Annotated in this window: 13 protein-coding genes; 1 reads left to right on the forward strand and 12 read right to left on the reverse strand. The window is 71.8% G+C overall.

The annotated features are described in order from the left end of the window. Positions 1 to 49: 49 nt before the first annotated feature. From shc to FB465_RS05725, 12 genes are all read right to left on the reverse strand, one after another. Positions 50 to 2167 (reverse strand): squalene--hopene cyclase, encoded by a 2118-nt coding sequence (shc, locus tag FB465_RS05670; protein ID WP_246192524.1) that lies wholly within the window; start codon positions 2165 to 2167, stop codon positions 50 to 52. 7 nt (positions 2168 to 2174) lie between these two features. Continuing rightward, positions 2175 to 3287, reverse strand: a complete 1113-nt coding sequence (locus tag FB465_RS05675; RefSeq protein ID WP_425461240.1) for a polyprenyl synthetase family protein — start codon at positions 3285 to 3287, stop codon at positions 2175 to 2177. A 62-nt stretch (positions 3288 to 3349) separates the two neighbouring features. Beyond that, positions 3350 to 4753 (reverse strand): hydroxysqualene dehydroxylase HpnE, encoded by a 1404-nt coding sequence (gene hpnE, locus FB465_RS05680; protein ID WP_145788164.1) that lies wholly within the window; start codon positions 4751 to 4753, stop codon positions 3350 to 3352. 100 nt (positions 4754 to 4853) lie between these two features. Next, a complete protein-coding gene (hpnD, locus tag FB465_RS05685) occupies positions 4854 to 5711 on the reverse strand; it encodes a presqualene diphosphate synthase HpnD (protein WP_145797154.1) in 858 nt (285 codons plus the stop codon). Between the two features lie 41 nt (positions 5712 to 5752). Next, positions 5753 to 6709, reverse strand: coding sequence for a squalene synthase HpnC (gene hpnC, locus FB465_RS05690; protein ID WP_425461132.1), 957 nt, complete (start codon positions 6707 to 6709; stop codon positions 5753 to 5755). A gap of 137 nt (positions 6710 to 6846) precedes the next feature. Beyond that, positions 6847 to 7629, reverse strand: a complete 783-nt coding sequence (locus FB465_RS05695; RefSeq protein WP_145788168.1) for an ABC transporter ATP-binding protein — start codon at positions 7627 to 7629, stop codon at positions 6847 to 6849. A gap of 37 nt (positions 7630 to 7666) precedes the next feature. Then, on the reverse strand, positions 7667 to 8584 hold the full coding sequence (locus FB465_RS05700) for an ABC transporter permease (RefSeq protein WP_145788169.1): 918 nt from the start codon (positions 8582 to 8584) through the stop codon (positions 7667 to 7669). 118 nt (positions 8585 to 8702) lie between these two features. Continuing rightward, on the reverse strand, positions 8703 to 9590 hold the full coding sequence (locus FB465_RS05705; RefSeq protein ID WP_145788171.1) for a glycosyltransferase family 2 protein: 888 nt from the start codon (positions 9588 to 9590) through the stop codon (positions 8703 to 8705). Continuing rightward, positions 9587 to 10324, reverse strand: coding sequence for a CDP-alcohol phosphatidyltransferase family protein (locus FB465_RS05710; RefSeq protein ID WP_211785944.1), 738 nt, complete (start codon positions 10322 to 10324; stop codon positions 9587 to 9589). The genes FB465_RS05705 and FB465_RS05710 overlap by 4 nt, the downstream gene beginning before the upstream one ends. A gap of 82 nt (positions 10325 to 10406) precedes the next feature. Further along, positions 10407 to 11468, reverse strand: coding sequence for an iron-containing alcohol dehydrogenase family protein (locus FB465_RS05715; RefSeq protein ID WP_145788173.1), 1062 nt, complete (start codon positions 11466 to 11468; stop codon positions 10407 to 10409). Continuing rightward, entirely contained in the window at positions 11456 to 12211 is a 756-nt protein-coding gene (locus FB465_RS05720; protein ID WP_145788175.1) for a phosphocholine cytidylyltransferase family protein, read from the reverse strand. The genes FB465_RS05715 and FB465_RS05720 overlap by 13 nt, the downstream gene beginning before the upstream one ends. Next, the gene (locus tag FB465_RS05725) at positions 12208 to 14124 is read right to left on the reverse strand and encodes a DUF5941 domain-containing protein (RefSeq protein WP_246193139.1); all 1917 of its coding nucleotides are present in this window, start codon (positions 14122 to 14124) and stop codon (positions 12208 to 12210) included. Before FB465_RS05725 ends, FB465_RS05720 begins: the two co-directional genes overlap by 4 nt. Before the next feature lie 718 nt (positions 14125 to 14842). Between FB465_RS05725 and idi the strand changes: the two genes are divergently transcribed. Beyond that, complete coding sequence (gene idi / locus FB465_RS05730) at positions 14843 to 15535, forward strand: isopentenyl-diphosphate Delta-isomerase (protein WP_145788176.1); 693 nt, start codon at positions 14843 to 14845, stop codon at positions 15533 to 15535. Position 15536: the final 1 nt, after the last annotated feature.

The raw sequence follows: 15536 nt of genomic DNA on the forward strand, positions 1-15536 counted from the left end.
CGCACGCCCCCGGCTCCCCCGCGGTGACAGCGAAAACCTTCCTTCGCTCTCATTTCCGACCACCGCCCAATGAGTTGCCGTGGAGGTACCGGCCGAGGGCCGTGACCGGGAAGACCAGCCGGTAGAGGTGGTAGTTGATCGAGAAGTCCCATGGGAAGCCGGTACCGGTGAACTGGGGTTCGTCCCAGCTGCCCGAGGGAAGTTGGGTCCGGACCAGCCACCGTACGCCCCGCTCGACCGCCTCGCTCCGCGAGCCGTCCGTCCCCTCGCCGGCCGCGAGCAGCGAGATCAGTGCCCAGGCGGTCTGTGAGGCGGTGGACTCGCCCCGCCCGGACCAGCTCGCCGGGTCCTGGTACGAGCGCATGTCCTCGCCCCAGCCGCCGTCCTCGTTCTGCCGGTCCTCCAGCCAGCGGACGGCCCGGCGGACGGCCGGATGGCGGGTGGGCAGCCCGACCGCCACCAGGGCGGGCAGGACGGAGGCCGTGCCGTAGATGTAGTTGGTGCCCCAGCGGCCGAACCAGGAGCCGTCGGCCTCCTGGTTCTTCAGCAGCCAGGCCAGGCCCCGCCGGGTGCGCGGGTCGGCCGCCATCCCGAGCTCGCCGAGCATCTCGACCATGTGCGCGGTGACGTCCGCCGACGGCGGGTCCACCACCTCGCCGAAGTCGCAGAACGGCAGCTTGTTGGGGAGCGTGCTGGTGTTGTCGACGTCGAAGGCGCCCCAGGCGCCGTTCCTGGACTGCATGCCGAGGGTCCACTCGGTGGCACGGCGGACCGCACCGTCGAGCCGCGGCTGCTCCGGATGGGTGACGCGGCGCAGCGCGAGGACGACCTCGGCGGTGTCGTCGATGTCGGGGTAGTTGTCGTTCTCGAACTCGAACGCCCACCCGCCGGGCGCCAGGTGCGGCCGCTTCACCGCCCAGTCGCCCCGCTTGGTGATCTCCTCACCGAGCATCCAGTCGGCGGCCCGGACCACCGCGGGGTGGTCGGCCGGGAGCCCGGCGTCGCGCAGGGCGATGGTGGCCAGGCAGGTGTCCCACACCGGGGACTGGCAGGCCTCCATCCAGCGCCGGCCGTCCTCGGTGTGGACGGTGAACCGGTCGAAGGAGGCGATCCCGGCCTGCATGACCGGGTGGTCGAGGTCGTAGCCGAGCAGCTGAAGGGCGATCAGGGAGTAGACGGCCGGTGGTTGGATGCCGCCCCAGCAGCCGTCCGCCTCCTGCCGCTCGACGATCCACCGGCCGGCCTGGGCCAGCGCCAGCCGCCGCAGCGGGCGCACGGCGTACCGGTGGTAGACGTGCAGCAGCCGGTCGAGCCGCTCGAAGAGGCCGTCCCAGCCGGTGGGCGGGGCGAGCGGGCGCAGCGGGTACGGGTCGGCGGGGTCGGTGTGGAGTTCGGTCAGTGCGAACGGAGCCGGCCGGACCGGGCGGTGAGCCGACACCACGGCCAGCGGTACGATGGTCTGCCTGGCCCAGCAGCCGAAGGCATAGATGTTCAGCGGCAGCCACTTGGGCAGGAAGATGATCTCCGGGGGGACCTCGGGGAGCCTCTCCCACGGCCACCAGCCGAACAGGGCGAGCCAGATCCTGGTGAACACCCGCGTGGCGGCGATGCCGCCGTTGGCGCGGATGTGCCGGGCCGCCGCCTGCATGTGCGGGGCCTTCGGGTCGTCACCGGCGAGCTTGAGCGCGACGTACGCCTCGACGGTGGTGGAGAGTTCGGGCGGGCCGCCGTGGAAGGTGGCCCAGGTGCCGTCCTCGCGCTGTTGCGAGCGGATCCAGGCGGCGGTGGCATCGGTCTGCTCTTCGGTGCGGATTCCGAGGAACTGACGCAGTAACAAGTCCTCGGCGTCCATGGTGACGTTGGTCTCCAGGTCGCCCTTCCACCAGCCGTCGGGGCTCTGCAGTGACAGCAGGTGCGCGGCGGCCTTGGCGAGCGCTTCCGCGGGAGTGGGCTCACCGGGAGTGGGCTCATCCGGCCCAGTCTCGTCAGATTGTCGTACCGCTTGCGATCCGTCAGGCTCCCACCGTCGCGACCCGAGCGGCGGGGCCGACCCGGCCACCGGCGCCTTGCGGCCGTTCAGCCGCTCGGGCACCGGTGGCCGGTCACCCACCGCGACCGGCTCGGGTTCGTACTCTGGGTCGAGCCGGCCGTCCGCGGTTGCTGTCAACTTGACGTCACCTCTCTCGTACCACCACGAATTCGGCGAGTGCGACGAAGTGCTCGCGCACCTCGTCGGCCATCGGCACCTCGTCCAGAGCGGCGAGGGCGGTCCTGTGCTGGCGGCGGGCCTCGTCCCGGGTCCAGGAACGGCCGCCCGCCTCCTCGATCAGCGCCGCGCGGGCGGCGAGCACGTGCTCGCTCTCCTCACCGCGGCCCACCGGGTCGGCCAGCTGCTCGGCGAGCCGACGGGAGGCGGCGCCGCCCTCGGCGAGCGCCGCACACACCGGCAGCGACTTCTTGCGCTGGCGCAGGTCGCCCCAGTGCGGCTTGCCGGTCACCTCGGTCTCGCCCCAGATGCCGAGCAGGTCGTCCACGGCCTGGAAGGCCAGGCCGAGGTGGTGGCCGTAGCGCTGCAGCGAGGCGGAGGTACGGTCGTCGGCCCCGGCCAGCACCGCGCCGATCGCCGAGGCGGCGGCGAGCAGAGCACCGGTCTTGCCGCCCTCCATCTCCAGGCACTCCTCGACCGTCACCACGTCGCGCTGCTCGAAGGCGACGTCCATGGCCTGTCCGTCGATCAGCTTCCGGGTCGCGGAGGTGATCAGGCGGACGGCGCGGGCCGCGTCGGCGGCACTCGCGCCCCCGGTGACGGCAGCGTCCAGCAGGACCTCGGTGCCCAGGGTGGCCAGCGCGTCGCCGACCAGGATCGCCTGAGCTGGACCGAAGACCGTCCAGGCCGTGGCCCGGTGCCGTCGGGTCTCGTCACCGTCCATCAGATCATCATGAAGGAGGGAGAAGTTGTGCACCAGTTCAACGGAGACCCCGCCCGGCACGCCGGCCTCGGCCGGAGCGCCGACGGCCTGGGCGGAGAGCAGGGCCAGCGCCGGGCGGACGGCCTTGCCGCCGTCCCCCGCGACCGGCGTGCCGTCGCGGTCGATCCAGCCGAAGTGGTACGCGGCCACCGTGTCCATCGGCGCCGCCAGCCGCGCCACCGCCGCGCGCAGCGGCGGGGTGCACAGCGTCCGGCCACGCGCCAGCAGCTCGGGCACCGAAGGAGCGTCCTTCACGGATGCGGCGTTGCCGGTGCGAGGCTCCACGTACGTTCCCTCTCCCTGAGGTCGCCGGGCCACTGCGGGCTCCCGGCCAGGTTCGAATCCAGTGCTGCCGGTGTCGGTGCTGATGGGGCCCGCGGTCATCGGGGCCACCTCCCGTCGCCTCGGTCGACCGGCAGGCGGCCTGTGGTCGATGAGGCAGTGGCGGCCAGCGCCGCATCCGCCGCCGCGTGGCCGCTGCGGACGGCGCTCTCCATGGTCGCGGGCCACCCCGTGGCCGTCCACGACCCGGCGAGCAGCAGGCCGGGGACGTCGGTACGGGCTCCCGGTCGCAGCGCCGCCGTACCCGGGGCCGGGTCGAAGGTCGCGGTGCGCTCCCTGGTCACGAAGAAGTCGAGCACCTCGGCCTCCCGCGCGGCCGGCAGCAGACGCTCCAGCTCGGGGAGGTAGCGGGCCCGCAGCTCGGCGACCGGCAGGTCGATCTCGTCCTGCACGGCGGACTGCGAGAGCGCGAGGTACTGGGCGCCGGGGACGGAGAGACCCGAGTGCGGCGTCCGGTCGAAGACCCACTGCACGGGCGAGCCGAGTGCCGCGAAGAACGGTCGGCGCAGCAGCTTGCGGTCGTACACCACGTGCACGTTGAGGATCGGCGCGGTGCCCAGCTCGGCGAGCCGGTCCTGCCGCTCGATCGCGCCGGGCGGCAGCAGCGCGGCGGCCGCGTCCTGCGCACCGGCCAGCACCACCGTGTCGGCCGTGAGCAGCTCGCCGCTCTCCAGCCGGACGGCGTGCTGCACGGCGGGCTTGAGCTCGACGGCCCGGGCGCGCAGCAGGACCCGTACGCCCAGGCGCTCCAGCTCGGCGCGCGCGGCGTCGTGGTGGATCGTGCCGAGCGGCACCGAGGCCATGCCGATGTCGGAGGCGCCCGGGTCGGAGAGCAGGCCGGTCTTGAAGACCATCGCGGCCAGCGCCAACGAGGTCTGGTCGGCGGTGGCGTTCAGCGTGGCCACGCCCACCAAGTCCCACATGGCCGCCAGGGTGGCCGGGGTCTGGCCGTGCCGTCGCAGCCAGTCACCGAAGGAGATCTCGTCCAGCGCCGGGTCGGCGAGGTCGAGTGCCTTGAGCGCGAGCGCGGCCCGGACCACCCGCAGCCGGTCGGCCGGGCCCAGGTGCGGGTACGTGGCCAGGCTGCCGGCCAGGTGCAGCGGGACGGGCAGGCCGGCCCGGCGCAGCCGTCCGAGCGTGCGGCGGCCGTCCTCGGACACCCCCAGGACGGGGACGTCGAGGCGTGGCTGAAGATCCACCAGACGGCCCGCACCCAGCCGGTCGATCAGACCGCGGTAGGCGGTGCAGCAGCGCAGGAAGACGTGCTGCCCGTTGTCGACCGTCAGGTCGCCGCGCTGGAAGGAGAAGGCGAGGCCGCCGAGCCTGGGCCTGGTCTCCACCAGGGTGACCCGGTGGTCGGCCTCGGCCAGCCGCAGCGCGGCCGTGATCCCCGCCAGGCCGCCGCCGATCACGACAGCGGTGCGGGTGCTGGATGCCGTCATCGGACCCTCCCCCTGCCGTTTCTCGTTCCGCCCATTGACAACACGCGTCCACCCTGCTGTGATTCCGCGCTGACACAGCGTGACATAACTCGCGAGAGAATCAAGAACGCCCTCCGGCGAGCCCGGACAGCGCCACGTACGCCTTCTCCCAGCCGGGCAGCGAGACGCGGCCGCGCAGCACCGACCCGGGATCCGCAGCGATCCGGCCGAGCAGCCGGTGGTAGATGCCCGCCATCGCGGCGGTGCAGGCGCGGCTGCGGCGGTCCAGCATCGGCAGCAGGCGCAGCCCCTCCTCGAAGGCGCGCTGGGCCCGCTCGGCCTCGAAGGCGATCAGGCCGGTGAAGTCCGCGCCCACCGGCGGCTCGGACAGCGCGAAGCCCTGCTCACAGCCGAAGCGGACGAGGTCCTCGGTCGGCAGGTAGGTCCGGCCGTTGACGGCATCCTCTCGCAGGTCGCGCAGGATATTGGTGAGCTGCAGGGCGAGACCCAGTGTGTCGGCGTACTCGGCACCCAGCTTCGGGTCCTCGCAGCCGTACACGCCGAGCGAGAGGCGGCCGATCGAGCCGGCCACGCAGCGGCAGTAGACCTTGAGGTCCTCGAAGGTCCGGTACTCGGCGCCCTTGAGGTCCATCTCCACGCCGTCGATCAGCTCGTCGAAGCCGCCGAGCGGGATCGGGAAGCGCCGGGCGGCGTCGGCCAGGGCGACCTTGATCGGGTCGGTGTCGTCCTCGCTGACGGCGCCGGCCCTGATCTCGTCCAGCAGCTCACGGGTGCGCAGCAGCTGCTCGGCCTTGCGCTCGGCCGGCAGGTCGCCGTCACCGATGTCGTCGACCCGGCGGGCCAGGGCGTAGAGCGCGGACATGCCGAGCCGCTTGGCCTCCGGGAGCAGCCGGATGCCGTAGCTGAAGTTGCGGGCCTGCAGGGCGGTGACCGCCTCGCAGTACCGGTACGCCGCCATGACCGGAGCGGACGCCAGTGGTGATGCCGCCACTCGGGCGTTCACCTTCCCTTCGCGAAGAGTCTCGCCGCCTTCACTGCGAGGCGGCGTTTGTCGGGCTTCGCCTGGTGGGCCAGGACGTCGTACCCGGCGGCCTCGATGGCCGCCAGGGCCGCGTACCCGCCCGCGGTGAATCCCGCCAGGAGCAGTCGGAGCCTCCCCCGAACCGTACCTACCAGCGGCGCGCCATGATCGAGCAGGGTCCGGGCCCGGTCGACCTCGAAGGCCACCAGCTCCCGCACCCGGGGGCTCGCGGTGGGCGCGGCCAGGTCGGCCTCGGTGACGCCGAAGCGCTCCAGGTCCTCGGCCGGGAGGTAGATCCGGCCTCGGCCGAGGTCCTCGGCAACGTCCTGGAGGTGCTCGACCACCTGGAGCGCGCTGCAGACCGCGTCCGAGTACGCGACCCGCTCCGGGGTGGAGACCCCGGCGATCGACAGCACCAGCCGGCCGACCGGGTCGGCGGACAGCGTGCAGTAGCCGATGAGGTCCCGGTACGTCGCGTAGCGGGCGGTGGTCTGGTCGACGCGGTTGGCCTCGATCAGGCGGCGGAAGGGCTCGGGGGTGAGCGCGTGCTTGTCGACCAGCGGGACGAGGGCGCGCATCAGGGGGTGGCGAGGGGGCTCCGTGCCGTTGCCGAAGGCGCGGTCCAGGTCGCGCTCCAGCCCGTCCAGCAGGGCGAGGCGGAACTCGGCCTCGGCCTCGGTCGGCGGGCCGGGCGGGGCCGGAGGGGCGACGGGCACCTTGACGCCCAGCAGGCGGGCCACCTCGGCGGGGTGGGCGAGGTCGCCGTCGCCGGCGTCGTCGATCAGCCGGGCGAAGCCGTAGACCGCCATCAGGTCGGCGCGCCAGGCGGCGGGCAGGAAGAACGGCGCGACCGGGAAGTTCTCCAGGCCGGCCTTGTCCAGCGTGTCGCCGTCTGTCTGGTTATCGGATTTGGCCGAAGCCGCCACTGCCGTCACTCCCCCGTTCTACACCGCTCCGGGCCATCGGCCCATATCGGACACGCGCCCGGCCACCCGCGCGCCACCTGCGCACAGCCGAAGGGCCGGTACCGGGCGTTGTGCCCGACACCGGCCCCCGAGGTCCGGCCGCCCGCTCAGGCGCGGTTGGCCTTCTCGTACTCCTTGACGACCTCGTCCGTGAGGCCGTCCATGATCAGCTCGCCCTTTTCGATCCAGATGGTCCGCTCGCAGGTGTCCCGGATCGCGTTGTTGTTGTGGCTGACCAGGAAGACGGTGCCGGCCTCGCCGCGCAGCTCGCGGATGCGGGCCTCGCTGCGCTTCTGGAACTTCTGGTCACCGGTGGCGAGCGCCTCGTCGATGAGCAGCACCTCGTGGGTCTTGGCCGCCGCGATCGAGAAGCGCAGACGGGCCGCCATACCGGAGGAATAGGTGCGCATCGGCAGGGAGATGAAGTCGCCCTTCTCGTTGATGCCCGAGAAGTCGACGATCTCCTGGTAGCGCGACTTCACCTCCTCCGGGGACATGCCCATCGCCAGGCAGCCCAGGATGACGTTCCGGTCACCGGTGAGGTCGTTCATCAGCGCGGCGTTGACGCCCAGCAGCGACGGCTGGCCGTTGGTGTAGATGCCGCCCCGCTCGGTCGGCAGCAGACCCGCGATGGCCGCCAGCATGGTGGACTTGCCGGAGCCGTTCGAGCCGATCAGGCCGACCGCCTCGCCCTTGTACGCCGTGAAGCTGATGCCCCGGACGGCGTGCACCTCGCGAATGGAGGGCGAGCGCTTCTTGGAGATGATCCGGCTCAGAGCGGAGGTGGCGCTGCCCTTGCCGGAACCGGCGCCGTGCACCCGGTAGACGATGTGCACATCGTCCACGATCACGGTGGGGACTCGGGAGTCGGACTTCCCATGGCGTGCCATGTTCTGCGCTGCTCCTCGGATCTGGGTAGTTGCGATATCAGCCACGGCCGTACTGCTCCTCAGCCTTCCAGAAGAACAGGAATCCGATCAGCCCGGCGACCAGGGCCCAGCCGCCGGCGATCGCCCATACGTGGTGCGGAAGGGCTTCCTTGTTGTAGTGGTTCGGCATGAACCCGTAGCGGATCAGGTCCATGTAGATCGTGGCCGGGTTGATCGCCAGCAGCAGCTTGGCGAACGGCGGGAAGTGCTTGATCGCGTCCTGGATGCTGTACATGACGCCGGAGATGTACATCCAGGTGCGCAGCAGGAACGGCATCAGCTGCGCCATGTCGCTGGTCTTGGACCCGATCCGGGCCATCACCAGGGCGACACCGGTGTTGAAGAAGCACTGCAGGATCAGCGCCGGGATGACCAGCAGCCAGGTCAGGCCGGGCGGCTGCACGAAGAGGACGATGCCCACCAGGACGACCATCGAGATCAGCAGCTGCTGGAGCTGGATCACCGTGAAGGCGATCGGCAGCGAGGCCCGGGGGAAGTGCAGCGCCCGGATCAGCCCGAGGTTGTCGGAGATGGCCCTGGTACCGGCCATCACCGCGCTCTGGGTGAACTGGAAGATGAACACGCCGATGCAGAGCCAGCCGATGTAGTCCGGGATACCGTCCCGGCTCTTCATCATCACGCCGAAGACCAGGTAGAACACCGCGCAGTTCAGCAGCGGCGTGAGCACCTGCCACACCTGGCCGAGCTTGGCCGTGGTGTACTGCGCGACCAGGCGAGCGGTGGCGAACGCCACGATGAAGTGGCGCCGGGCCCACAGCTGCTTCACGTACTGGGGCAGACTCGGCCGCTTGCCGCTCACCGTCAGGCCGTACTTGGCCGCGAGCTGCTTGGGGGTCAGGCTCGCGTCAGACCCCGCGGGCGCGGAGAGGCTGACGGAGTCACTCACTGTCGACACATTCGTCCTTCACGGGATCGGGAATCCGGCCCACTCCGGGGGAGCGGCTTGAACCGGGCGGATCCACAGGGATCACGGGGGATATTCCGGCCGGCAGCGGGACTGCCGGCTGCTGCGATCAGATGATTGGCGGTCTGCCCAACCTGGTCAATCGCCATACAGTACGCCATCGCATCGGCCGTCGCGGACCGCAGGGTTCGCGCCAACCTGCCCGGAAACCGCCCACCCAGGCCTTCAGCGCGTCACCGGACGGGCGGCGGGCCAGGGTGAGCAACAACCAGGTTCCCAAGTAGAGAGGCACCAACAGGCCCGGAAGGTTCCGTCGGGCCAGCCACACCCGGTTCCGGGCCACGTTGTGGAAGTACGAGGCGTGCCGGGCCGGGGAGGTGGTCGGGTGGTGAAGCACCACGTCGGCGCGGTAGTCGATCGACCAGCCGGCGTCCAGGGCCCGCCAGGCCAGGTCGGTCTCCTCGTGCGCGTAGAAGAACTCGCCGGGGAGCTGCCCGGCCTGGGTGAACACCTTGCTCCGGACGGCGCTGGCGCCGCCGAGGAAGGTGGTCACCCGGGAGGAGCGCAGCGGGTCGCTGGCCCGCAGCCGGGGCACGTGCCGGCGCTGGGTGACGCCGGTGTCCGGGTCGGCGATCCGGAAGCTGACGATGCCGAGCGCCGGGTCGGCGGTGAACGCCTCGCGGAGCAGCCGGGCCGAGTCCTTGCCGGGGAGCAGCCCGTCGTCGTCCAGGAAGAGGACGGCGTCCACCTCCTGGCCGTCCTCGCCGAACAGCTCGATGCCGACGTTGCGGCCGCCCGGGATGCCGAGGTTCTCGGGGAGCTCGACGCGGCGGACGCCCTCCGGGAGCGGCGGCAGCGGGGCACCGTTGCCGACCACGGCGAGCTCGACGGCCGGGCCCTCCTGGTGGAGTACGGAGTCGATCAGCGCGTTCAGCTCGGCGGGGCGGTTGCCCATCGTGATGATGACCGCGCCCAGCCTGAAGTCGTCGGCGCTCATCGGAGCCTGCTGGAGAGGACGATGCTGAGCAGGTGCAGGACCGTCTGCAGCATGGCGATGGCGGCCAGCACGACCACCGCGAGGCGGGTGAAGAACAGCTCGCCCTGCACGGCGTCCGCGATCCCGGCGGCCAGGATGAACAGCGAGGCCTCGACGGCGCCGACCAGGCGGTGGAACTTCAGGAGGGAGGCCGCCTTGCGGGCCTTGGCGACACCCGCGGAGCGGGGCACCGAGGCGCTGTCCTCGACGGCCGTCAGGCCGCTGCGGGCGCGGGCCACGTCGACCAGGTCGGTCTCGGACTTGATCAGGATCGCGCCGAGCGCCGCCAGGGTGCCCAGGAAGGCCCACTGCCAGGCCGAGGTGGTGCCCTCCTGGTGGAAGAGGTCGCTGGCCCGCAGGCCGAGGCCGGTGAGCAGCGCGGCCTCGGACATGTAGTGGCCGACCCGGTCCAGGTAGACCCCGGTGAGCGAGGTCTGGCGGCGCCAGCGGGCGACCTCGCCGTCCACGCAGTCGAGCAGCAGGTAGACCTGGATCAGGAACGCCCCGAGGACGGCGCCCGCCAGGCCGGGGATGACCAGCGCGGCGCCGGCCAGGATCCCGGTGAACATCATCAGGTAGGTCAGGCCGTTGGGCGTGATCACCGTCACGGTGGAGAGCACCCGGGTGATCCGCAGCGAGATGCTCCGCATGTACCAGCGCCCGGCCCAGTGCTCCGCACTGCGGCGCTGGAGCATCCCCTCCGGGTGGATGACGGCCCGCAGCTCCTCGATCGAGGGACGGACCGTGAGGTCGACCGCGGGGCTCTGGCCCTGGCGGTCAGCTGTTGACGGCTTTGACATAGTCGGCGTACGCGTCCCTGATGTCCGATGGGGAGAGGTCGAGGTGTTCAAGGATGGTGAAGCGGCCCGGGCGGGTGTTCGGAGCGTAGTGCACCGCCTCGGTGAACTCCGCCTCGGTGAAGCCGATCTGAGCTGCGGTCACCGGCAGGCCGTGGCTCGTCAGACGGTCCACGATCAGGCCGGTCAGCTCGCGCTCGCCCCGCAGGAAGCTGGCGAAGGCGGCACCGAGGCCGACCTGCTCGCCGTGCTGGGCGGACCGCTTGGGGTACAGCACGTCCAGGGCATGCGAGATCTCGTGGCAGGCACCCGACGAGGGCCGCGTGCTGCCCGCGATGTTCATCGCGATGCCGGACAGTACCAGGGCCTCCGCGAGCGCCGTGAGGAGGTCCTGGTCCTCGAGGCTGCCCGGGTGGCGGAGCAGGTTCTCGCCGGCCGAGCGGGCCATCGCGACGGCGAGGCCGTCGACCGGCTCACCCGTGACGGTCTGGGAGAGCTCCCAGTCCGCGCAGGCGGAGATGTTCGAGATGACGTCGCCTATGCCGGCCGCCACGAAGCGCTTGGGTGCCTCGCGGATGACGTCGAGGTCGACCACGATCCCGATCGGGCTGGGCACCCCGTAGGAGCCCCGGCCGGCGTCGTTGTCGAGGGTCGAGACGGGCGAGCAGATGCCGTCGTGGGCCAGGTTGGTCGCCACCGCGACGAGCGGCAGGCCGACCCGGGCGGCGGCGTACTTGGCCGCGTCGATGATCTTGCCGCCACCGAGGCCGACGAGGGCGTCGAAGTGGCCCGCCCGCATCTGGTCCGCGAGACGTACGGCACTGTCGAGGCTGCCGTCGGCGACCTCGTACCACTCGGCGCCCGGGAGCAGCGGTTCCAGCCGCTCCCGGAGCACCGTGCCGGAGCCGTTGCTGATCGCCACCGCGATCCGGCCGGAGGCGGACAGGCGCTGGTCGGCGAGGATGCCGCCGAGCGCGTCCAGGGCCCCGGACCGGATCTCGACGAAGACCGGCGACGGGACCAGCCGGGTCAGTACTGGCACGCGATCTCCCGCGCCTTGGAGAGGTCGTCGTGGTTGTCGACCTCGACCCAGGAGACCTGGCCGATGGGCTGCACGTCGATGCGCAGGCCGCGGTTGACCATCTCCTGATAGCCGTCCTCGTAGTACAGCTGCGGGTCGCGCTCGAAGGTCGCCTGCAGGGCACTCGCCAGGTCGTCCTTGGCGGACGGGTTGATGATCGTCACACCGATGTACTCGCCGGTCGCGTCGGCCGGGTCCATCAGCTTGGTGATCTTCCGCATGCCGGTGACCGGGTCGACGACGACCTTCATCTCCTCGTCGGCCAGCTTCTTCACCGTGTCGAGGGCGAGCAGGATGCCGGGGGCGTTGCCCTCCTTTATCCGCCGGTCGTTGCCGTCCAGCATGGTGCGCTGCACCGAGGCCGGGTGCACGGTGTCGCCGTTGGCGAGCAGCAGGCCCTCGCCGAAGAGGTCACGGGCGCACCACAGGGAGTAGGCGTTGTTCCACTCCTCGGCCTTGTCGTTCTCGACCAGGGTGAGCTTGACGCCGTACTTCTGCTCCAGGGCGTCCTTGCGGTCGTACACCGCCTCCTTGCGGTAGCCCACCACGATGGCGGCCTCTCGCAGGCCCACCTCGGCGAAGTTGCCGAGGGTGAGGTCCAGGACGGTCCGCTCCCCGTCGACCGGCACCAGCGCCTTCGGCAGGGTGTCGGTGTACGGGCGCAGCCGGCGGCCGGCGCCGGCTGCAAGAACGAGGCCGATCATGCGGTGTCTCCTGACTCATCGTGTTCTGCTGTGGCGTCACCGAACACCCAGAAATGGATGCTCTCGGCGACCACAACCAGGGCTAGTACGGCTGCCAGGGCCACCAGAAGGCCCTGCAGCACATCCGCCCCGGCGATCTGGTGCCCGACGGGTCCGACGGGGCTGCCGGTGTAGGCGAGCGCCGCGACGAGGGTGACGAGCAGTGCCCGGCCTTCCTGCCCGCCGGCCGCCCGTACCAGCCATCCGGCCGGCGCTCCGGTGCCGCCGCGAAGGCGGTACACCGTGTCGTAGTGATGGTAGGCGACCGCGGCGACCAGCCCGAACGCGGCCGGGAGGGCCCCGGTGTCCAGGCGCAGGGCGAGGGCCAGCACGGTCAGGTACTCACCGGCCCGGAAGAACGCGGGCGCCAGCCAGTCGAGGGAGCCGTTGAGCTTGCGGGCCAGCACGAGGGCGGAGAGGAGGACGTAACCGCCGGCGGCGGCCACGGCCTGCCAGGTGCCGGCGGACAGGTACACGGCGGCGGGCAGCCCGGCGGCGGCCAGGGCGGCCAGCACCGGCACCGCGAGGGCGGGCAGGCGGCGGGCGACGGGGCGCAGGACGGGTGCCAGCAGCTCGGCCAACGGCCCGCCGTCGGCGAGGGTCGCGACCTCGTGGGCCGCCTGGTCCCCACGGGGGCGGCGGCGGGTCACCGAGCGCAGCACCCGGCCGGCCGTGGTGTAGCAGCAGGCCAGCGCGCAGCCGACGAGCAGGACGGTGAGCGTGATGCGGGGGGTCGTGACCGCGGTGAGCAGGGCTATCAGAGCCCAGCGCTCGCCGATCGGCAGGACGATGATCCGGCGTGCCCAGACCGTCCAGCCGACGCGGTCCAGGCGGCTGGAGAGCTGGGCGGTGGGGCTGGAGTTGGTGGACTTGGCCGGGCCGCCCGGGGTGACCGGGTTGCGGGCGGTGTCCTGGTCGGCGGCCATGAAGGCGAAGTCCACGCTGTGCCGGAAGGTCATCAGGACCATCGCGGCCAGCGAGAGCGCCCAGACGTGGTCCCCCGTACGGGCCGCGCCGAGGGCCAGGCCGGCGTAGAAGGCGTACTCCTTGCAGCGGTCGAAGGTGGCGTCGAGCCAGGCTCCGACGGTGGAGTACTGCAGGGAGTAGCGGGCCAGCTGGCCGTCGGTGCAGTCGAGCACGAAGGACGCGAGCAGCAGGACGCCGGCGGCTATGAAGCCCGGCCGGGTGCCGGTGGCGGCGCAGCCCGCCGCCAGCAGGGCGACCAGCAGCGAGGCGGTGGTGACCTGGTTGGGGGTCAGTCCGCGCCTGGCGCACCAGCGGGCGAGGTAGCGGGAGTACGGGCTCACGCAGAAGGTGGTGAAGAAGCCGTCCCGGGCCTTCACCGCCCGGCGCAGCCGGACCGCCTCCTCGTCCACCTCGGCCACGGCGGCGCGGGCGGCCTGCAGCTCGGTCTCGTTGGCGGGGACGGTGGCGACCAGCGTGCCGAGCTCGGGGCGCTGGACGGGGATGCCGTGGTGGGCGAGCTCGCCGGCCAGCACGTCGGGGAGCGGCTGCGGGCCGTACGGCTCGGTGCTCCGGTCGGTGCTTTGGTCGGTGCTCGACTCGGTGCTCCGGTCTGTGCTCCGCTCGGCGGCGCGGGGGGCCGTGCCGCGCTGGTGCGGGAGGCGCGGTTCGGCCGTCGGGCCGTGGGCCGTCAGGCGGTGGGCCGCCGAGGCCAGGGCCGTACGGGCCTGGGCGCCGGAGACCACGACGGCACCGGGAACGGCGGCGGCGGGGAAGCGCGGGTCGGTCAGCGCGAGGCGCAGCGCGTGGCGGTGGCCGACGAAGCCCGCGTCTATAACGGCGACGCGGTCGGCCGGGTCGGCCGTCGCGACCAGGGCGGCAAGCTGCTCGGCGTCATGGGCCCGCAGTATGCGGCTGAATCCGAGAGCGACCAGGTCCGCTTCGAGGGCGGGTGCCACCTGCACGGTGGCGGACGACATGGTCGCAGTGGCGCGCGAGCCGGGGCCGGGATCGGCGGGCCTTCCGGACGCGAGCAGCTCTGGGCCGGTCACGATCACAGTGGACAGCGGAACTCACTCCCTGGCGGTGGTGTGCGGTCCGGCCACAACGCTGTGCGGTGGGACGAGGACGAGGCGGGCTGGACAGGGTTGTCCGGTGGTTCGGCGAAGCTGTACGGAGATGAGCGCTTCCGGGGCGGGCCCAGCGCACCGATCGAGGCTACCGGACCGGTGATTCGCCCTCGAAATGGCAGCCGGCAGGGTTTATCCGCAGCTGACGACCCAGGACCGTACGGATCATCATTCCGGACCGCAGGCCTCCCCTTCAAGCCGCCCACCGGCTGCTGCCGGACCGTGACCTGACAGGGCAGCAGACACAAGGTGAAGCAGACGTGACGAACCCGATCACGAATCGAACATATTGCCTAGTCATCCGACCCTTCCCCGCCCTCACGTGCGTCGCAGCACACTCGGTCGCGGCCCATACGGCAGACTGGGCCCCCGAAGCCGACGGTGCATCCCGACGAATGCGGGCCCACCGGCGGCGCGAAGCCGACCGCCGGACCGGGTGGGCGGATCCGGGCCCGCACGCCCGGGTGGCGGCTCCGGTCCCCGTGCCGAAAGAGGCCCCATGCCCGAGAGCCGACCGACCAGCCAGACCCACTTCGCCTCGGAGTCGGACATCGACACCGGGCTGGACGTGGAGACGGACGTGGCCGCCGTGCCCTCTTCCTCTTCCCCTTCGGCCTCTTCGTCATCCTCGGCGACCTCCTCTGCCCCTTCGGCATCGGAGATCCTGCTGGAACTGGTCGACGACGAGGGTGTGACGATCGGCACGGCGGAGAAGCTCTGGGCCCACCAGCAGCCGGGCCGGCTGCACCGGGCCTTCTCGGTCTTCCTGTTCGACCGTCAGGGGCGCCTGCTGCTGCAGCGCCGGGCCCTCGGCAAGTACCACTCCCCCGGCGTCTGGTCGAACACCTGCTGCGGCCACCCGTACCCTGACGAGCAGCCGTTCGTGGCCGCCGCGCGGCGTACCGCCGAGGAGCTCGGTGCCGCACCCGCACTGCTCTGCGAGGCCGGCACGGTCCGCTACGACCTGCCGGACGAGGCCTCCGGACTGATCGAGCGGGAGTGGAACCACCTGTTCGTCGGCCTGATCACCGCACCGCTGCGGCCGGACCCGGCCGAGGTCGACGACACCCGCTTCGTCACGGCGCAGGAGCTGAAGGCACTGGAGGCCGAGCGCCCGTTCTCGGTGTGGTTCCGTACGGTCTTCGAGGCCGCGCTCCCCGGCATCCGGGAGATCGCCGGACGGGACTGGTAGG

Source organism: Kitasatospora atroaurantiaca, from assembly GCF_007828955.1.
Classification (GTDB): domain Bacteria; phylum Actinomycetota; class Actinomycetes; order Streptomycetales; family Streptomycetaceae; genus Kitasatospora; species Kitasatospora atroaurantiaca.

What these genes read in the sequence shown, in the direction of transcription:
- hpnE (WP_145788164.1), bottom strand. Translation starts at nt 4,753, where the DNA reads ATGACGGCATCCAGCACCCGCACCGCTGTCGTGATCGGCGGCGGCCTG.
- hpnD (WP_145797154.1), bottom strand. Translation starts at nt 5,711, where the DNA reads ATGGCGGCGTACCGGTACTGCGAGGCGGTCACCGCCCTGCAGGCCCGC.
- FB465_RS05695 (WP_145788168.1), bottom strand. Translation starts at nt 7,629, where the DNA reads ATGGCACGCCATGGGAAGTCCGACTCCCGAGTCCCCACCGTGATCGTG.
- FB465_RS05705 (WP_145788171.1), bottom strand. Translation starts at nt 9,590, where the DNA reads ATGAGCGCCGACGACTTCAGGCTGGGCGCGGTCATCATCACGATGGGC.
- FB465_RS05710 (WP_211785944.1), bottom strand. Translation starts at nt 10,324, where the DNA reads ATGCTCCAGCGCCGCAGTGCGGAGCACTGGGCCGGGCGCTGGTACATG.
- FB465_RS05720 (WP_145788175.1), bottom strand. Translation starts at nt 12,211, where the DNA reads ATGATCGGCCTCGTTCTTGCAGCCGGCGCCGGCCGCCGGCTGCGCCCG.
- idi (WP_145788176.1), top strand. Translation starts at nt 14,843, where the DNA reads ATGCCCGAGAGCCGACCGACCAGCCAGACCCACTTCGCCTCGGAGTCG.